At 74.0% G+C, this 17,407-nt stretch carries 18 protein-coding genes; 15 read left to right on the forward strand and 3 right to left on the reverse strand.

What is annotated here, in order from left to right; translation table 11 throughout:
- The first annotated feature begins 19 nt into the window (after window positions 1-19).
- Together RLT58_RS29390 and RLT58_RS29395 are read left to right on the forward strand one after the other, a co-directional pair.
- Complete coding sequence (locus tag RLT58_RS29390; RefSeq protein ID WP_311313383.1) at window positions 20-952, forward strand: LysR family transcriptional regulator; 933 nt, start codon at window positions 20-22, stop codon at window positions 950-952.
- A 53-nt stretch (window positions 953-1,005) separates the two neighbouring features.
- The gene (locus RLT58_RS29395; protein WP_311313384.1) at window positions 1,006-1,950 is read left to right on the forward strand and encodes an aminoglycoside phosphotransferase family protein; all 945 of its coding nucleotides are present in this window, start codon (window positions 1,006-1,008) and stop codon (window positions 1,948-1,950) included.
- Between the two features lie 209 nt (window positions 1,951-2,159).
- On the opposite strand, the gene RLT58_RS29400 is transcribed toward RLT58_RS29395, so the two are convergent.
- Window positions 2,160-2,864, reverse strand: coding sequence for a gamma-glutamyl-gamma-aminobutyrate hydrolase family protein (locus tag RLT58_RS29400; RefSeq protein WP_311313385.1), 705 nt, complete (start codon window positions 2,862-2,864; stop codon window positions 2,160-2,162).
- Window positions 2,865-2,990: 126 nt separating this feature from the next.
- Here RLT58_RS29400 and RLT58_RS29405 point away from each other — a divergent pair, with 126 nt between their 5' ends.
- From RLT58_RS29405 to RLT58_RS29420, 4 genes are read left to right on the forward strand one after another with little or no spacing between them, the layout of a single operon-like run.
- A complete protein-coding gene (locus RLT58_RS29405) occupies window positions 2,991-4,358 on the forward strand; it encodes a glutamine synthetase family protein (RefSeq protein ID WP_311313386.1) in 1,368 nt (455 codons plus the stop codon).
- Between the two features lie 20 nt (window positions 4,359-4,378).
- Window positions 4,379-5,743 carry an aldehyde dehydrogenase family protein gene (locus RLT58_RS29410; protein ID WP_311314694.1) on the forward strand — a complete coding sequence of 455 codons (1,365 nt, stop codon included), beginning with the start codon at window positions 4,379-4,381 and terminating at the stop codon, window positions 5,741-5,743.
- A gap of 6 nt (window positions 5,744-5,749) precedes the next feature.
- A complete protein-coding gene (locus tag RLT58_RS29415; RefSeq protein ID WP_311313387.1) occupies window positions 5,750-6,538 on the forward strand; it encodes a 3-oxoacyl-ACP reductase in 789 nt (262 codons plus the stop codon).
- A 42-nt stretch (window positions 6,539-6,580) separates the two neighbouring features.
- Complete coding sequence (locus RLT58_RS29420; RefSeq protein ID WP_311313388.1) at window positions 6,581-7,525, forward strand: DUF2510 domain-containing protein; 945 nt, start codon at window positions 6,581-6,583, stop codon at window positions 7,523-7,525.
- Between the two features lie 8 nt (window positions 7,526-7,533).
- On the opposite strand, the gene RLT58_RS29425 is transcribed toward RLT58_RS29420, so the two are convergent.
- Entirely contained in the window at window positions 7,534-8,736 is a 1,203-nt protein-coding gene (locus tag RLT58_RS29425; RefSeq protein WP_311313389.1) for an amino acid deaminase/aldolase, read from the reverse strand.
- Window positions 8,737-9,099: 363 nt separating this feature from the next.
- Here RLT58_RS29425 and RLT58_RS29430 point away from each other — a divergent pair, with 363 nt between their 5' ends.
- The 4 genes from RLT58_RS29430 to RLT58_RS29445 all read left to right on the forward strand — a co-directional run bounded on the left by RLT58_RS29430 (window position 9,100) and on the right by RLT58_RS29445 (window position 12,753).
- Window positions 9,100-9,981 (forward strand): hypothetical protein, encoded by an 882-nt coding sequence (locus tag RLT58_RS29430; protein WP_399131694.1) that lies wholly within the window; start codon window positions 9,100-9,102, stop codon window positions 9,979-9,981.
- On the forward strand, window positions 9,978-11,177 hold the full coding sequence (gene mycP, locus RLT58_RS29435; RefSeq protein WP_311313390.1) for a type VII secretion-associated serine protease mycosin: 1,200 nt from the start codon (window positions 9,978-9,980) through the stop codon (window positions 11,175-11,177). The genes RLT58_RS29430 and mycP overlap by 4 nt, the downstream gene beginning before the upstream one ends.
- Window positions 11,178-11,232: 55 nt before the next feature.
- Window positions 11,233-11,961: an SseB family protein gene (locus RLT58_RS29440; protein WP_311313391.1), complete on the forward strand. Its 729-nt coding sequence runs from the start codon at window positions 11,233-11,235 to the stop codon at window positions 11,959-11,961.
- Between the two features lie 84 nt (window positions 11,962-12,045).
- Window positions 12,046-12,753, forward strand: coding sequence for an MIP family channel protein (locus RLT58_RS29445; protein ID WP_311313392.1), 708 nt, complete (start codon window positions 12,046-12,048; stop codon window positions 12,751-12,753).
- 78 nt (window positions 12,754-12,831) lie between these two features.
- Here RLT58_RS29445 and RLT58_RS29450 read toward each other — a convergent pair whose 3' ends face one another.
- Window positions 12,832-13,206: a DUF1844 domain-containing protein gene (locus tag RLT58_RS29450; RefSeq protein WP_311313393.1), complete on the reverse strand. Its 375-nt coding sequence runs from the start codon at window positions 13,204-13,206 to the stop codon at window positions 12,832-12,834.
- Between the two features lie 310 nt (window positions 13,207-13,516).
- Between RLT58_RS29450 and infC the strand changes: the two genes are divergently transcribed.
- The 5 genes from infC (at window position 13,517) to RLT58_RS29475 (ending at window position 17,294) form a co-directional block, all read left to right on the forward strand.
- Window positions 13,517-14,257: a translation initiation factor IF-3 gene (gene infC / locus RLT58_RS29455; RefSeq protein WP_311313394.1), complete on the forward strand. Its 741-nt coding sequence runs from the start codon at window positions 13,517-13,519 to the stop codon at window positions 14,255-14,257.
- Window positions 14,258-14,377: 120 nt separating this feature from the next.
- Window positions 14,378-14,572 (forward strand): 50S ribosomal protein L35, encoded by a 195-nt coding sequence (rpmI, locus tag RLT58_RS29460; RefSeq protein ID WP_030918579.1) that lies wholly within the window; start codon window positions 14,378-14,380, stop codon window positions 14,570-14,572.
- Between the two features lie 107 nt (window positions 14,573-14,679).
- Window positions 14,680-15,063 carry a 50S ribosomal protein L20 gene (rplT, locus tag RLT58_RS29465; protein ID WP_003970214.1) on the forward strand — a complete coding sequence of 128 codons (384 nt, stop codon included), beginning with the start codon at window positions 14,680-14,682 and terminating at the stop codon, window positions 15,061-15,063.
- 113 nt (window positions 15,064-15,176) lie between these two features.
- Window positions 15,177-16,019 (forward strand): TrmH family RNA methyltransferase, encoded by an 843-nt coding sequence (locus tag RLT58_RS29470; protein WP_311313395.1) that lies wholly within the window; start codon window positions 15,177-15,179, stop codon window positions 16,017-16,019.
- A gap of 123 nt (window positions 16,020-16,142) precedes the next feature.
- Window positions 16,143-17,294 carry a sensor histidine kinase gene (locus tag RLT58_RS29475; RefSeq protein ID WP_311313396.1) on the forward strand — a complete coding sequence of 384 codons (1,152 nt, stop codon included), beginning with the start codon at window positions 16,143-16,145 and terminating at the stop codon, window positions 17,292-17,294.
- The last annotated feature ends 113 nt before the right edge of the window (window positions 17,295-17,407 follow it).

Below are 17,407 nucleotides of genomic sequence, written 5' to 3' on the forward strand. Positions count from 1 at the left end.
GAGGTCATAAGGTGGACTTATGGCCAGCGAATCGCCCGTCCTCCTCTCCCACCGGGTGCCCGATCTCGGCGCGCTGGAGCTGCTTCTCGCCGTAGCCCGGCACGGCAGCCTCGGGCGGGCCGCCCGCGACGTGGGCATCACCCAGCCCGCCGCCAGCAGCCGCATCCGCTCCATGGAGCGCCAGCTCGGTGTCGCCCTCCTCGACCGCTCGCCCCGGGGCTCCCGGCTCACCGACGCCGGAGCGCTCGTCACCGACTGGGCCCGCCGCGTCGTCGAGGCGGCCGAGGCGTTCGACGCGGGCGCCCAGGCGCTGCGCGACCGCCGCGACTCCCGGCTGCGGGTCGCCGCCTCCATGACCATCGCCGAATACCTGCTGCCCGGCTGGCTGATCGCCCTGCGCGCCGAGCGCCCGGACACCGCCGTCTCCCTGCTCGCCGGCAACTCGGCCGCCGTGGCCCGGCGGCTGCTGACCGGCGAGGCGGACCTCGGCTTCGTCGAGGGCCTGTCCGTCCCGGAAGGGCTGGACGGCACGGTCATCGCCCACGACCGGCTGGTCGTGGTGGTCGCCCCGGCCCACGCCTGGGCCCGGCGCCGCACCCCCCTGACCCCAGGAGAACTGGCCGCCACCCCGCTGATCCTGCGCGAGCACGGCTCCGGCACCCGCCAGGTCCTGGACGCCGCGCTCGCCGTCCACGGCGGACTGGCCCAGCCGCTGCTGGAACTCTCATCGACCACCGCCGTCAAGGGAGCGGCGGAGAGCGGAGCCGGCCCCTGCGTCCTGAGCGAACTGGCCCTCGGCGAGGAGCTCTCCGCCCGCCGTCTGATCAAGGTCCCGGTCGCCGGCGTCCGGCTGCGCCGCCAGCTGCGGGCGGTCTGGCCGGCCGGCCACCGCCCCACGGGCCCGGCCCGCGACCTGCTCTCCCTGACCCGCTCCGGCCCCTCCGGCGACTGACCGACGCGCAAAACCGCTCGCCCGCGCCCCGGGCGGGCGGGAAGGATGGGCCGATGACCGCCACCGCACCGCCCGCCGAGGGCGTCCGCAGGCCCTGGGCCGACCTGCCCGCCCGTGTACGCGGCGCCGTCGAGGACATCCTCGGCTCGCCCGTCGTCGAGGCCCGCACCCAGAGCGGCGGCTTCTCGCCCGGAGCAGCCGCCCGGGTCCGCCTCGCCGACGGCGGCCGGGCCTTCGTCAAGGCCGTCGGCGCCGACCCGAACCCCGACAGCCCGCGCCTGCACCGCGCCGAGATCCGCCGCACCGCGGCCCTCCCGCCGCACGCCCCCGTGCCCCGCCTGCTCGGCTCCTACGACGACGGCACCTGCGTCGCCCTCGTGCTGGAGGACATCGACGGCCGCCGGCCCCGCGTCCCCTGGAACCCGGCCGAACTGGACCACGTCCTGGCGGCCGTCGGCGAGCTGGCCCGCACCCTCACCCCGGCCCCGGTCGACGCCCCGTCCGTCGCCGCGCGCAAGAAGACGATGTTCACCGGCTGGCGGACCCTGCACGCGGCGGGGGAGACCGCCCGTCTGGACCCCTGGGCGGCGCAGCGGCTCGGCGACCTCGCCGAGCTGGAGTCCGGCTGGGGGCGGGCCGCCGCCGGGGACACCCTCGCCCACGGCGATCTGCGCGCCGACAACATCCTGCTCACCGGGGACCGGGTCGTCTTCGTCGACTGGCCGCACGCGGTACGCGCGGCACCCTGGTTCGACCTGCTGGTGATGCTGCCGTGCGTGGCGGCCCAGGGCGGGCCCGACCCGGACGCGCTCTTCACCGCGCACCCGCTCGGCCGGGACGCCGCACCCGAGGCGGTCACCGCCGTCCTTGCCGCCCTGGCCGGCTACTTCGTGTCCCACTCCCTGCTCCCCGACCCGCCGGGCCTGCCGACCGTCCGGGCCTTCCAGGCGGCCCAGGGCGCGGCCGCGCTGGACTGGCTGCGGGCCAGGCTCCCGTGACCCCGGGCGCCGGGCCCGCCGCCCGCCCCCTGTGACGTCTCAGCGCCGTGCCACGCAGGAGACGTTCAGGATGTCGCCCTCGACCCGCCGGGTGTCGATCCGGCCGAAGAACCCGGCCTCGCCGAGCATCCGGCGGGCGTCGCCGCCGGGATGCCGGTGGCCGCCCGGGACCGGGGCCGTTCCCGCGAGGCCACCGGCGCCCGGCCGTCTCAGCCCGCCGGTACGGCCGCCGCCGCGTCCACCAGCGCCCGCATCACCCGCAGGTCGTCGCCGGCCTCGGGGTGCCACTGCACGCCCAGCACCCAGCCCGGCCCCGGCCGTTCGACCGCCTCGACCGTGCCGTCCGCCGCGTGCGCCGAGGCCACCAGGCCGGGGCCGATCCGGTCCACCGCCTGGTGGTGGTAGGTGGGGACGGCACACTCACCGGGGACCAGCGAGGCGTACAGGGTGCCCGCCACCGGTGTGACCGGGTGCGAGCCGAACACGCCTGTCGCCCCGTCAGGGCCCGTGTGCCCGTCCAGATGCTGGGTCAGCGTGCCGCCGAACGCCACGTTCAGCAGCTGCATGCCCCGGCAGATCCCGAGCAGCGGCGTGTCCGAGTCCAGCGCCGCCCCGATGAGCGCCGCCTCCCAGGCGTCCCGCTCCGGCGCCGGCGGGCCCGTGCGCGGGTCGCGGCCGGCTCCGTACCGCGCGGGGTCCACGTCCGGGCCGCCCGCCACCACGACCGCGTCCAGCCGGGAGACCACCTCCGGCGCGGCATCCGGCGCGTCCGGCGGCAGGAGCACGGCCAGACCGCCCGACTCCCGCACCAGCCGGCTGTATCCGGCGGGCAGCAGCGTGGCCGGCATGTCCCAGACCCCCCAGCGCACCGACGCCTCCAGATACGTGCTGATCCCGATCAGCGGACGCGTCATCGGACCCCTCCCTCGTACGGGCACGTCTTGCGAACGGCACGCGGAATTGACAAGCACCGTATCCAAATTCCCTGACCTGCCCATAGATTTGGATCATCCGGCGGCCCGCGAGGAGAGGATCCATCCGTGTCCGACCGAACAGCCCCGCTCGCCGTCGAAGAGCTACGGCTCCTCGTCGACAGCGGTGAGATCGACACCGTGGTCCTGGCCTTCCCCGACATGCAGGGACGGCTCCAGGGCAAACGCTTCTCCGCAGCCTTCTTCCTCGACGAGGTGGTGCGGCACGGCACCGAGGGCTGCAACTACCTGCTGGCCGTCGACACCGAGATGAACACCGTCGACGGCTACGCCATGTCCTCCTGGGACAGCGGCTACGGCGACTTCGCCATGCACCCCGACCTCGCCACCCTGCGCCGGGTGCCGTGGAACGAGGCCACCGCGATGGTCCTCGCCGACCTCGCCTGGGCCGACGGCGCGCCCGTCACCGCCGCGCCCCGCCAGATCCTGCGCCGCCAGCTGGAGCGCCTGGCCGGACACGGCTACACGGCCCACGCCGGCACCGAGCTCGAGTTCATCGTCTTCAAGGACACCTACGAACAGGCCTGGGACCGGGGCTACCGCGGCCTCACCCCGGTCAACCAGTACAACGTGGACTACTCCGTCCTCGGCACCGGCCGCATCGAGCCCCTGCTGCGCCGCATCCGCAACGAGATGGCCGGCGCAGGCCTCACCGTCGAGTCCGCCAAGGGCGAGTGCAACCCGGGCCAGCACGAGATCGTGTTCCGCTACGACGAGGCCCTGGTCACCTGCGACCAGCACGCCGTCTACAAGACGGGCGCCAAGGAGATCGCCGCCCAGGAGGGCGTCGCCCTCACCTTCATGGCCAAGTTCAACGAGCGCGAGGGCAACTCCTGCCACATCCACCTCTCGCTCCGCTCCACCACCGCCGACGCCCGCGCGGTCATGGCGGCCGAGGACGGCACGATGTCCCCGGTGATGCGGCACTTCCTCGCCGGCCAGCTCGCCGCCCTGCGCGACTTCTCCCTCCTCTACGCGCCGAACATCAACTCCTACAAGCGCTTCCAGCCCGGCTCCTTCGCCCCGACCGCCGTCGCCTGGGGCCACGACAACCGGACCTGCGCGCTGCGCGTCGTCGGCCACGGCCCCTCCCTGCGCTTCGAGAACCGGCTCCCCGGCGGCGACGTCAACCCGTACCTCGCCGTCGCCGGACTCGTCGCCGCCGGCCTCTACGGCATCGAGCACGCCCTCGAACTCCCCGAGCCGTGCGAGGGCAACGCCTACACCGCCGCGTACGACCACGTCCCCACGACCCTGCGTGAGGCCGCCACGCTCTGGGAGAACAGCGAGATCGCCCGCGAGGCGTTCGGCGAGGACGTCGTGGCGCACTACGGCAACATGGCGCGCGTCGAAGTGGAGGCGTTCGACGCGGCGGTGACCGACTGGGAGCTGCGACGCTCCTTCGAACGGCTGTGAGGGACTCCGTGACCGACTCCGTGATCCATGAGCACCACGTACTGAACCCGGCGACGGAGGAACTCCTCGCCACCGTCCCCGCCACCACGGCCGCCGAGGTGGACACCGCCGTCACCCGGGCCGCCGGGGCCCAGCGGACCTGGGCGGCGCTCGCGCCCGCCGACCGGGCCCGGCTGCTGCGCCGGTTCGCCGCCGCCGTGGACGGCGCCGTCGAGGAACTGGCGGCCCTGGAGGTCCGGGAGGCCGGGCACACCATCGGCAACGCCCGCTGGGAAGCGGGCAACGTCCGCGATCTGCTCGACTTCTGCGCCGGGGGAGTGGAGCGGCTGAGCGGCCGCCAGATCCCCGTCCCCGGCGGCATCGACCTCACCCTGCTCGAACCCCTCGGCGTCGTCGGCGTGATCGCGCCCTGGAACTTCCCCATGCCCATCGCCGCCTGGGGACTGGCCCCCGCCCTCGCGGCGGGCAACGCGGTCCTCCTCAAGCCCGCCGAGACCACCCCGCTGACCGCCCTGCGGCTCGCCGCGCTCGCCCGCGAGGCGGGCCTGCCCGAACACCTCTTCCAGGTGCTCCCGGGCGCGGGCGACGTGGCGGGCAACGCCCTGGTCGAGCACCCGGGCGTCGCCAAGATCGTCTTCACCGGCTCCACCCGGGTCGGCAAGCGGATCATGGCCGCGTGCGCCGAGCGCGTGAAGCGGATCACCCTCGAACTCGGCGGCAAGAGCCCCAACATCGTCTTCGCCGACGCCGACATCGAGGCCGCCGCAGCCGCCGCCCCGCTGTCCTTCCTGGACAACGCGGGCCAGGACTGCTGCGCCCGTACCCGCATCCTCGTCCAGCGCTCCGCCTACGACCGCTTCCTCGACCTGCTCGCCCCGGCCGTCGCCTCCGTCGTCGTCGGCGACCCGGCGGACGAGAAGACCCAGATGGGCCCGCTCATCTCCCGCACCCAGCTGGAGCGGGTACGGGGCTACGTCCCCGAGGACGCGGCCGCCGTCCGGGGCAGTGCGCCCGGCGGGCCGGGCTTCTGGTTCCCGCCGACCGTCCTCACCGACGCCAGGCCGGACGCGCCCGTCGCCACCGAGGAGGTCTTCGGGCCGGTCGCGGTCGTGCTGCCCTTCGAGGACGAGGAGGACGCCGTGCGGCTCGCCAACGCCACCGACTACGGCCTGGCCGGCTCCCTGTGGACCCGGGACGTGGGACGCGCGCTGCGCGTCGCGCAGGCCGTCCGCGCCGGCAACCTCTCGGTCAACTCCCACTCGGCGGTCCGCTACTGGACCCCGTTCGGCGGCTTCAAGCAGTCCGGCCTCGGCCGGGAGCTCGGCCCCGACGCCCTCACCGCCTTCACCGAAACCAAGAACGTCTTTCTCAGTACGGAGGCCTGAACCGGCATGACCACGGACAACGAGAACATCTGCCGCCGGCTCGTCGGCCGCACCGCCGTCATCACCGGCGCGGGCAGCGGCATCGGCCTGGCCACCGCCCACCGGCTCGCCTCCGAAGGGGCGCACGTGGTCTGCGGCGACATCGACGAGACCGCGGGCAAGGCGGCCGCCGAGGCCGTCGGCGGCACCTTCGTACGGGTCGACGTCACCGAACCCGCCCAGGTCGAGGCCCTGTTCCGGGCCGCCGACGACACCTACGGCTCCGTCGACATCGCCTTCAACAACGCCGGCATCTCGCCGCCCGACGACGACTCGATCCTCACCACGGAGCTGGAGGCCTGGAAGCGCGTCCAGGACGTCAACCTCACCTCCGTCTACCTCTGCTGCAAGGCCGCCCTGCCCTACATGCGCCGCCAGGGCCGGGGCTCCATCATCAACACCGCCTCGTTCGTCGCCAGGATGGGCGCGGCCACCTCCCAGATCTCGTACACCGCCTCCAAGGGCGGCGTGCTCGCCATGACCCGCGAACTGGGCGTCCAGTTCGCCCGCGAGGGCATCCGGGTCAACGCCCTGTGCCCCGGGCCGGTCAACACCCCGCTGCTCCAGGAGCTGTTCGCCAAGGACCCCGAGCGCGCGGCCCGCCGGCTCGTGCACATCCCGCTCGGCCGGTTCGCCGAGGCGACCGAGATCGCGGCCGCCGTCGCCTTCCTGGCGAGCGACGACTCCTCGTTCGTCAACGCCACCGACTTCCTCGTCGACGGCGGGATCTCCGGCGCCTACGTCACCCCCCTGTAGGGAGGCGGGCGCCGGGCCCCGGCCGGAACCTAGAGTGGAGCGATGAGCAACGCGACACCGCCCGGCTGGTACCCGGACACGGCGGTACCCGGCAGCGAGCGCTGGTGGGACGGAACGGCCTGGACCGCCCACACCCGTGGGTATGCCACCGTGCCCCAGCAGCCCGTCGGCGTGCCCGGCCCGCCGGCCGGCGGCAGCGGGGGCGGGAGCGGCAGCGCCCGGGCCGTCGCGCTGGTGCTGGCGGGCGCGGTGGTCGTCGGCGCGTTCGTGACCGGGGCCGTCCTGCTCGGCCGGGACGACGGCACCGCGCCCGCCGGGGCCGGGCCGTCGGCCGCGGCCTCGTCGACGCCGGCCGGCACCGGTACGGACGCGGCCTCCGGGGACAGCCCGGCGCCGGCCCCCTCACCGGCCACCGACGACCCCGCGCTCCTCGTCGACCAGCTCAACGGCATCACGCTGCCGATCCCCGACGGATGGGAGAGGGCCGACAGATCCGTCGACCAGCTCCTCACGATGCGCACCAAGGGCTCGTACGACTGCCCCGGCGCCTCGTCCTCGTTCTGCTACCGCGGCACGGTGACCACCCGCACCCCGGGCGGCACCGACGCCACCACGCCCGAGGCGCTCGCCAAGGAGGACATCGGCGCCGCCGCGGAACGGGCCTACGAGGAGGACCTCGTCGGGCGGCGCACGCACGGCGGCATCACCTCCCACCGGCAGACCGCCGCCGGCGAGGTGAGCGTGGCGGGCCGCACCGGGTACTTCATCCGCTGGCGGGTCGTTACCGCCAAGGGCCCGGGCGGCTATGTGCAGTCGCTCGTCTTCCCCTCGGCCGTCGGCAGCGAGTCGCCCGTCGTCGTCCGCTACGCCTTCGACGCCGGTCCCGACGGGCCGCCGCTCAGCCTGATGGACACCCTCACCAAGGGCATCCGGCCGATCGGCGACAGCGCCGCCAGCGGCGGCGTCGGCAGCTCCGTCGCCCCCTGACACCCGGCTCAGAGGAAGGTGCGGCCCTCGCCCCGGTACGTCGGGACGGTCGCCGTGACCCGGTCGCCCTCGATCAGCCGGAGCTCGTCGAACCGCTCGCACAGCTCACCGGCCTTGGCGTGCCGGAACCACACCTTGTCGCCGATCAGCAGATCGTCGGCCGGGGCGCCCAGCAGCGGCGTCTGCACCTCGCCGGGCCCCTCCTGCGGGTCGTAGCGCAGTCCCTCCGGCAGGTACGGGACCGGCAGCCGGTCCGGACCGGCCGCCCCGGACGCCGGGTAGCCGCCGCCGAGCACCGTCACCACGCCCACCCCGGGCCGGCGCACCACCGGCTGCGCGAACAGGGCCGCCGGACGGGCCGTGAACGAGGTGTAGTTGTCGAACAGCCGGGGCACGTACAGCCCCGATCCGGCGGCGATCTCCGTGACCGCGTCCTCGGCCGCGGTCTGCTGCACACTGCCGGTGCCGCCGCCGTTCACGAACTCCAGGTCCGGCGCCACGGCCCGGACCGCCCGCACCACCTCGGCCCGCCGGGCCGCCAGCTCCTTGCGGGCCGCGGCCTGCATGAGGCGGATCGCCCGGGACCGCAGCGGACGCCCCGCGACCGAGTCGCCGACCCCCGCGATGTGCCCCTCGTACGCCATCAGCCCCACCAGCCGGAACCCCGGCCGCCGGGCCACGGACCTGGCGAGCTCGGCCAGCTGGGCGGGGGAGCGCAGCGGCGAGCGCAGGGCACCGATCCTGACCCGGCCGCCGAGCATCCGCAGCGAGGTGTCCAGCTCCAGACAGACCCGGATCTCCTCCGCGCCCCCGGCCCGCGCCGCGTCGATCAGCTCCAGCTGCGCGTGGTCGTCCACCATCACCGTCACGGCGGCGGCCAGCTTGGGGTCGGCGGCCAGCTCCGCGAACGCGGACCGGTCGGCCGAGGGGTAGGCCAGCAGCACGTCGTCGAACCCCGCCCGGGCCAGCCACAGCGACTCCGCCAGGGTGAACGACATGATCCCGGCGAACCCGGGCCGGGCCAGCACCCGTTCCAGCAGGGCCCGGCAGCGCACCGACTTGCTCGCCACCCGCACGGGTTTGCCCGCCGCACGGCGGACGAGGTCGTCGGCGTTGGCGTCGAAGGCGTCCAGATCGACCACGGCGATCGGGGCGTCGAGATGGGCGGTGGCCCGGTTGTAGCGGGTCCGGTCAGCGGCACGGGCAGTCATGGCCGCAGCTTGCCAGACCGTTGTACCGCTGGGTAGGGGGACGATCTGCGCAGATCGTCCGGGCCCTCGCTCGCCCGCTCCCACCGGGCCCGCCCCAGCCCGTAGAGTGACCGCACGCGGCGAACGACCTTGCCCGCCTGCGCGGGCGATCCGCGTGCGGTACGGAACGGACCAGGGGGGCGGATGAGTACCGAGGCGCAGCGCGCTCCCGTCCCGCCACGCCCCGGCACCCCGCCGGACACCCCGGCCCCCGCCGAGCCCCCGGCTCCGGCCCCGGACACGGCGGTCCCGCCCCGCCCCGCTGTCCCTGTCCTACCCCCGCCCCCGGCAGTACCTCCGGCCCCCGCGGTCCCGCCGCGCCCCGTGACGCCGCCCGCCGCGCCGCCGGCCCCGGGAGAGGCCACCGCGTACCCGTCCCGCCCCACCTACGTACAGCCGCTGGCCGAGACGCCCGTCGAGACCACCCCCAGGCTGGTCCCCGTCCGCACCGGCCCCACCCTCAAGGCGGCGACCGCCGCCGTCTGCGCCGTGCTCGGGCTCGGGCTGATCGGCGGCGCGGCCACCGGCAGCTGGCTCACCAGCGACTCCACGGCCGATCCCGCCGCCAGCAGCGCGTACACCGTGGGCCGCGGCGCCTGGCACAGCATCCCCGTGGACACCCTGTTCCCCCGCACCCTGAAGGGTGACGGCGCCGGGCCGGGCGGGGCCGACCGGGTGTGGACGCGGCTCGCCGTCGCCCCGGACAGCGGCTGCGCCGGCGCCCTCGACCCGCTGCTGGCCAAGACCCTGCGCCCGGTCGGCTGCGCCCGCCTGCTGCGCGCCACCTACACGGACGCGACGACCAGCAGCGTCACCACCGTCGGACTGGTCTTCACCGAGGCCGACACCGAGGCGATGCGCGCCCTCAGCACCCGGTTCGCCGACCAGCACCTCGACGCGCGCACCGACCTGATGCCGCGCGCCTACGCGGTCGGGGGAGGCCCGGCCGCCGCGTTCGGCGACCGCCAGCGCGCCAGCTGGACCGTGCACGTCCTGACCGAGGTGCCCGTCGTCGTGTTCTCCGTCTCCGGATTCGCCGACGGACGCCGGACCGCCGACCCGCAGCCCGCCGGCAGGGCCATGGCCGCGGGCGCCACGACCGCCGCAGCCCAGGCCGGACTGGGCCACGAGGCCAAGGGCGTGGCCGACCGCGTCGAGCGCGCCCTGCGCAGGAACATCGCCGACCTCACGGAGAAGCCGGAATGACCCGTCGCGCCCGCCACCGCGTCATCGGCGCGCTCTGCGCCGCCACCGCGTTCACCCTGCTGCCCGCGTCCCCGGCGTCGGCGGACGCCATCCGCGCCCAGCAGTGGGGCCTGGACGCCCTGCACACGGACCGCGCCTGGCAGACCACCCGGGGCAAGGGCATCACCGTCGCGGTCGTCGACACCGGGGTCGACGGAAGCCTGCCCGACCTGGCGGGCCAGGTTCTTACCGGCAAGGACATGATCGGCTTCGGCGCCCGCCGGGGCGACCGGTCCTGGGCCCGGCACGGCACGGCGATGGCCGGGATCATCGCGGGCCGGGGCCACGGCGACGGACGCGGCGACGGGGTCCTCGGCATCGCGCCCGAGGCGAAGATCCTCCCCGTGCGGGTCATCCTCGAAGCGAGCGACCCGTCCCGTGCCAAGGCCCGCAAGACCCGGGGCACCGCCCTCGCCGACGGCATCCGCTGGGCCGCCGACCACGGCGCCGACGTCATCAACCTCTCCCTGGGCGACGACAGCGAGTCCGCCCACCCGGAGCCCGCCGAGGACGCCGCCGTCCAGTACGCGCTGAAGAAGGGCGCCGTCGTCGTCGCCTCGGCGGGCAACGGGGGCGAGAAGGGCGACCACATCTCCTACCCCGCCGCCTACCCGGGCGTCATCGCGGCCGCCGCCGTCGACCGGTACGGCACCCACGCCTCGTTCTCCACCCGCCGCTGGTACGCCACCGTGAGCGCCCCCGGCGACGACATCGTCGTCCCCGCCCCCGACCGCAAGTACTACGTGGAGTGGGGCACCTCGGCCGCCGCCGCCTTCGTCTCCGGAGCCGTGGCGCTCGTCAGGGCCGCGCACCCCGGGCTCTCGCCCGCCCAGATCAAGAAGCTCCTCACCGACACCGCGCGCAACTCCCCGCCCGCCGGGCGCGACGACGCGCGCGGCTACGGCATCGTCGACCCGGCCGCGGCCATCAAGGCCGGCGGCGCGCTGCGCCCTGCGGAGCTGCGCACCGACTCCGCCCCGGCCGGCTACCGCGAGAAGTACTTCGGCCCCGGGCCCACCCCGCCGCGCGAGGACACCGGCCCGGCGGGCTGGCTTGCCCCGGCGGCGGGTGGCCTCGGCGCCGTCCTGCTGGCGCTGGCCGTCGTGCTGTGGCGCGGCCGGGGTTCCCGCTTCCTGCCCCGCCCCGGCGGCCGCTGACCCGGCGGGCCCACCTGTCGGCAGGGCCCCGGTGGCCAGGCACTACGCTCGCCCTGTGGCGCAGAAGAACATTCCGGACCCCGGATACTCCGACGACAACGGCTCGGCCGACCCCGCCCTGACCGAGGCGCTCGCCGCCTGGTCCGAGGACCGCACGGCCGTCGGCCCGGTCCTCGCGGCACTCCGCGGGGCCCGCCTGCTGGTCCCCGTCGTCGCCGTGCTCGGAGAGGCCGAGGAGGACGAGAACGGGCTGCGCCGGGAGAAGACCAGCGACATGGCCGTGCCCACGCTCCGGGCCGGCGGCCGCCGCGCCCTGCCCGCCTTCACCTCCACCGCCGCACTGGCCCGCTGGGACCCGCAGGCCCGCCCCGTCGCCGTACCCCTGCACCAGGCGCTCCAGGCAGCCGCCCACGAGAAGGCCGACACGGTGGTGCTCGACCTCGCCGGGCCGGTGGCCTTCGAACTGACGGGCTCCGCCCTGCTCGCCCTCGCCGAGGGCCGTACCAGCGCGGACCCGCTGGACGACCCCGCCGTCACCTCGGCGGTACGGGCCGCCGTCGCCGCCGAACCCGCCGTGCTCCGCGCCCATCTCGTCCCCGGCCCGTCCGGCGGCACCCTCGCCCTGGTCCTGGCGGGCGACGCCGACCCGGCCGGGGCGGCGGGCCGGGTCGCCCGGTCGCTGGCGGCGGACGAGGTGCTGCGGGCCCGGCTGGTGCGCGGCCTTGACCTCGCGCTGCTCCCGGCCGACGCGCACACGCCGGGTGACGCCCTGTTCACGCGCTGATCACCCGACCGGCTCAACGCGCGAACAAGCGCCCGCAGCCGGAGAATTGCGAAGAAAAGGGAACGATCTTCGCGAGGTGGTTGTATGCAGACGCGGACAGCCGTGTCGGAGTTCCTCGGCACCCTGCTGCTGGTTTTCTTCGCCGTCGGATCGGCGGTACTGGGCGTGCAGTACATCGGGACCGTGGGCATCGCGCTCGCCTTCGGTTTCGTCCTGCTCGCCCTCGCCTACGCCCTCGGCCCGATATCCGGCTGCCATCTCAACCCCGCGGTCACCCTGGGGATGCTGACGGCCCACCGGATCGACATACGCACCGCGGTGACGTACTGGATCGCGCAGTTCATCGGCGGCATCGCCGGTGCCGCCCTGCTGTTCCTGCTGGCGAAGCAGGTGCCGGGGCTGAAGACGAGCGGCAAGTTCGGCAGCAACGGCTACGGGGACCGCTCCGACGTGCACATCAACCTGGGCGGCGCGTTCCTCGCCGAGGTGGTGCTCACCTTCCTGCTGGTCTTCGTCGTGCTGGCGGTGACGCACAAGGTCGCGGTCATCGGGTTCGACGGGCTCCCCATCGGCCTGTCGCTGACGGTGATCCACCTGGTCGGCATCCCGCTCACCGGCACCTCGGTCAACCCGGCGCGGAGCCTGGGCCCGGCGATCTTCGCGGGTGGTGCGGCGCTCTCCCAGCTCTGGCTGTTCCTGGTGGCTCCCCTCGTCGGCGGGGTCATCGCGGCGCTGGCCCACCGGCTGACCCACCCCGTCCCCGGACGCGACGAGCAGGTCGCGGAGGTCTGACCGTCCTTTCCCGGGACGCCGAGAGCCCCCCGCCGGCAGGGCAGGGGGCTCTCGGCGCGGTGCGGGTGGGCGGCCGGCTCAGCCGAAGACCGGTCCGGTGTACTTCTCGCCCGGGCCGTGGCCCGGCTCGTCCGGTACGAGCGACGCCTCGCGGAAGGCCAGCTGGAGGGACTTCAGGCCGTCGCGCAGCGGCGCGGCGTGGAAGGAGCTGATCTCGGTGGTGCTCGCGTCCAGCAGGCCGGCCAGCGCGTGGATCAGCTTGCGGGCCTCGTCGAGGTCCTTGTGGTCGTCGCCGTCCTCGGTCAGCCCGAGCTTCACGGCGGCCGCGCTCATCAGATTGACGGCGACCGTCACGATCACCTCGACCGCGGGAACCTCCGCGATGTCGCGGGTCATGTCGTCGAAGCCGGGGGAATCACTGGTGGGGCTGGTGCCGGGGGTCGCGTCGCTCATGCGCCATACGATAGGCGCACGTCCGGGGCCTCCCGCGCGCGGGAGGCGCTGCCGCCGCCGGTTAGCGCCCTCCCGGCCGAGCTGCTAACCTGCTGTAACGACCGGCTGGGCACCTATGTGCCCGGCCCACAAGTGGAGGCTCCGATCTCCCACCTGGCCGTCCTCAGGACGGCGGGTCACCGGTCAGGTGGCGCCCATCGTTCCGTACGGACGATGGAGCCGCCCGATGCGCCCCGCGGTTGACCGCGGCGGTGTTCCGGTTGTTCAGGAGCCCCGCCTGTGTCCCGTCCGGGGCATTTTTCTTGTCCTGATGCGGTTGGTCCGTCGAAACAGACGTTACGTGGCTGTCCGCCAGGCGGCCGCGTGGTGCTACCGAGGAGGATCCATCAGCGCCGAGCCCCGCATCAACGACCGGATTCGTGTACCCGAGGTGCGACTTGTCGGTCCCAGCGGCGAGCAGGTCGGGATTGTTCCGCTTGCCAAGGCCCTGGAACTCGCACAGGAGTACGACCTCGACCTGGTCGAGGTGGCGGCTACCGCCCGTCCGCCCGTGTGCAAGCTCATGGACTACGGGAAGTTCAAGTACGAGTCGGCCATGAAGGCCCGTGAGGCGCGCAAGAACCAGGCGCACACGGTCATCAAGGAGATGAAGCTCCGGCCGAAGATCGACCCGCACGACTATGACACCAAGAAGGGTCACGTCGTCCGGTTCCTCAAGCAGGGCGACAAGGTCAAGATCACGATCATGTTCCGTGGTCGTGAGCAGTCCCGCCCGGAGCTGGGCTTCCGACTGCTCCAGCGTCTCGCTTCGGACGTGGAGGAACTCGGCTTCATCGAGTCCAACCCGAAGCAGGACGGCCGGAACATGATCATGGTTCTGGGCCCGCACAAGAAGAAGACCGAAGCCATGGCCGAGGCCCGTGAGGCCCAGGCCGCCCGCAAGGCGGAGCGTCAGGGATACACCCCCGACGCCGAGGCTGCGGACGAGGCTGCCGAGGCTCCGGCCGAGGCGACCTCCGAGGCTCCGGCCGAGACACCTTCCGAGGCGTGACCTCCGGGGGCCGCCATCCAGGCGCCCCCGGGTCCACCCGGAATCCCACCAAGATCTGACGCCCCTGCTGTCCGGTGCCCGCACCGTGAGGGGCGCCACTGACGAGGAGAGAACGGCGCGATGCCGAAGAACAAGACGCACAGCGGTGCCAGCAAGCGCTTCAAGATCACCGGCTCCGGCAAGGTGCTCCGCGAGAAGGCCGGCAAGCGCCACCTGCTCGAGCACAAGTCGTCCAAGAAGACCCGCTCGCTGACCGGCACGGTCGTCGTGGCTCCGGCCGACGCCAAGAAGATCAAGAAGCTTCTCGGCAAGTGAGGCCGTCGTCCCCGGTGAACCCGGGGACGCGCCCTCGATCCGACCGGGACCAATTCGTTTCCGGGCCGTGTGAGGACCACCGCGGCCCCGCTACAAGGAGTTAACAAGTGGCACGCGTCAAGCGGGCAGTCAACGCCCACAAGAAGCGCCGGGCAATTCTCGAGGCCGCCAGCGGTTACCGCGGTCAGCGCTCGCGTCTGTACCGCAAGGCCAAGGAGCAGGTCACCCACTCCCTGGTCTACAACTACAACGACCGCAAGAAGCGCAAGGGCGACTTCCGTCAGCTGTGGATCCAGCGCATCAACGCCGCTGCCCGCCAGAACGGCATGACGTACAACCGCCTCATCCAGGGTCTGAAGGCCGCCAACATCGAGGTGGACCGCAAGATCCTGGCCGAGCTCGCGGTCAACGACGCCAACGCGTTCGCCGCCCTCGTCGAGGTTGCCCAGAAGGCCCTCCCGAGCGACGTCAACGCCCCGAAGGCCGCCTGATCCAGGCCGCACTTCTTGGCTCTTGAGCCGGACCCGCAGGCGCTCGCCGTCTGCGGGTCCGGTGCGTTGTACCACCAGGACCTTTTCGTAACGCAGAGAGGCTCGCCGCCGACATGGGCACCCCCGAACTGATCTCCCCGCGGTCGCCACGGGTCGCCGCAGCCCGGCGGCTGGCCAGGCGCAACTTCCGCGGCAAGGAGCGCAGGTTCATCGCCGAGGGGCCGCAGGCCGTGCGCGAGGCCGCGGACCACCGCGGCAGCGACGGCGAACCCACCCTCATCGAGCTGTTCGCCACCGTCGAGGCCGCCGAGCGCTACGAAGCCATCATCGGGGCGGCCCACGCGGCGGGCGCCCGGGTGCACCTCGCCGACAGCGAAGTCCTGGCCGACGTGTCGCAGACCGTCACCCCGCAGGGGCTCATCGGCGTCTGCCGCTTCCTCGACTCGCCGTTCGACGCCGTTCTCGCCGCCCGCCCGAAGCTGGTCGCGGTCCTGGCGAACGTCCGCGACCCCGGGAACGCCGGCACCGTGCTGCGCTGCGCGGACGCCGCGGGCGCCAACGCGGTGGTCCTCACCGACGCCTCCGTGGACCTGTACAACCCCAAGTCCGTGCGTGCCTCCGTCGGTTCGCTCTTCCATCTGCCGGTCGCCGTCGGCGTGCCCGTGGAGCAGGCCGTGCACGGGCTGCGGGAGGCCGGCGTACGGATCCTCGCCGCCGACGGCGCGGGCGAGGACGACCTCGACGACGAACTCGACGCCGGCACCATGGGCGTCCCCACCGCCTGGGTCTTCGGCAACGAGGCCTGGGGGCTGCCCGAGGAGACCCGGGCCCTGGCCGACGCCGTCGTACGCGTGCCGATCCACGGCAGGGCGGAGAGCCTCAACCTCGCCACCGCCGCCGCGGTCTGCCTGTACGCCTCCGCGCGCGCCCAGCGCCCGCGCCGCGAAGCCCGCTGACCCGCCCCGTCCCACCACCGTGCGGCGCGCGGTCCCCGCAGGGTGTCGCTCCGTCACCGACGACTAGTAGGGTGACGAACTCGGGGGCCCACTGCACCGGTTCGAGAGGTGGGGTACGGGAATATGGCTGTCGGCATGAGCGGACCGCGGGCGACACACGCGGCCGTCGTGCGCGCCGCCGGGGAGCCGGACGCGGTGAGCGTCCCGGGCGCCGGACCGGGCGGCGGAGCACTGGACCCCGACGACCTTCCCGACGGGCTCGTCGTCGCGGACGAGAGCGGCCGGGTCATCTGCTTCAACGCCGCGGCCGTACGGATCACCGCCGTGCCCCGGGCCTCGGCCCTGGGCCGCCCGCTGGAGCACGCCCTGCCGCTGGAGGACCTCAAGGGCCGCCGCTGGTGGGAGCTGACCGACCCCTACGGCGGCCTCGCCACCCGGGTCGGCCAGCCCGAGCGCAATCTCCTGCTGCCCGGCGGCCGTGAGGTCCTCGTCTCCGCCCGCTATGTGCGCGAGCACCCCACCGGCCCCGTGTCCCGGCTGGTGATCAGCCTGCGCGGCACGGAGGCCCGCCGGCGCACCGAGCGCAGCCACGCCGAGCTGATCGCGACCGTCGCCCATGAGCTGCGCTCCCCGCTGACCTCGGTCAAAGGCTTCACCGCGACCCTGCTGGCCAAGTGGGAGCGGTTCACGGACGACCAGAAGCGGCTGATGCTGGAGACCGTCGACGCCGACGCCAACCGCGTCACGCGGCTCATCACCGAGCTGCTGGACATCTCCCGGATCGACTCCGGGCGCCTGGAGCTGCGGCGCCAGCCCGTGGACCTCTCCGCTGCCGTCGAGCGCCACGTCCAGGCCCTCACCGCCTCCGGCCAGGACCCCGGCCGCTTCCTCGTGCGCACCTGCCAGCCGCTGCCCGCCGTGTGGGCCGACCCGGACAAGGTCGACCAGGTCCTGGGCAACCTGCTGGAAAACGCGGTGCGCCACGGCGAGGGAACCGTCACCATCGAGGTGGCACCCGCACCGGCGAAGAGCGACGAGAGGGGAGCGGCCGTCACTGTGAGCGACGAAGGTCCCGGCATCCCCGAGGAGTCGATGAGCCGCGTCTTCACCCGCTTCTGGCGGGGCAGCAAGCGCGGCGGCACGGGCCTGGGCCTGTACATCGTGAAGGGCATCGTCGAGGCGCACGGCGGCACGATCACGGTCGGCCGCGGCCCCGGCGGCGGCGCCGAATTCCGATTTATTCTGCCCGTGAGCACGCCGGCCTACATGAAGTAGCGGGCCGGGCGGCCCACGGGCGCCCCATACATCCTGTGACCCTTAGACTCGACCATTGGCACCTTTGCGTCCTCCAGTCGTCGAGCGGGGTCGCGCCATCAGCCAATCGGAAG

The sequence above is a fragment of the Streptomyces sp. ITFR-16 genome (genome assembly GCF_031844705.1).
In the GTDB taxonomy this organism is placed as follows: Bacteria; Actinomycetota; Actinomycetes; order Streptomycetales; family Streptomycetaceae; genus Streptomyces.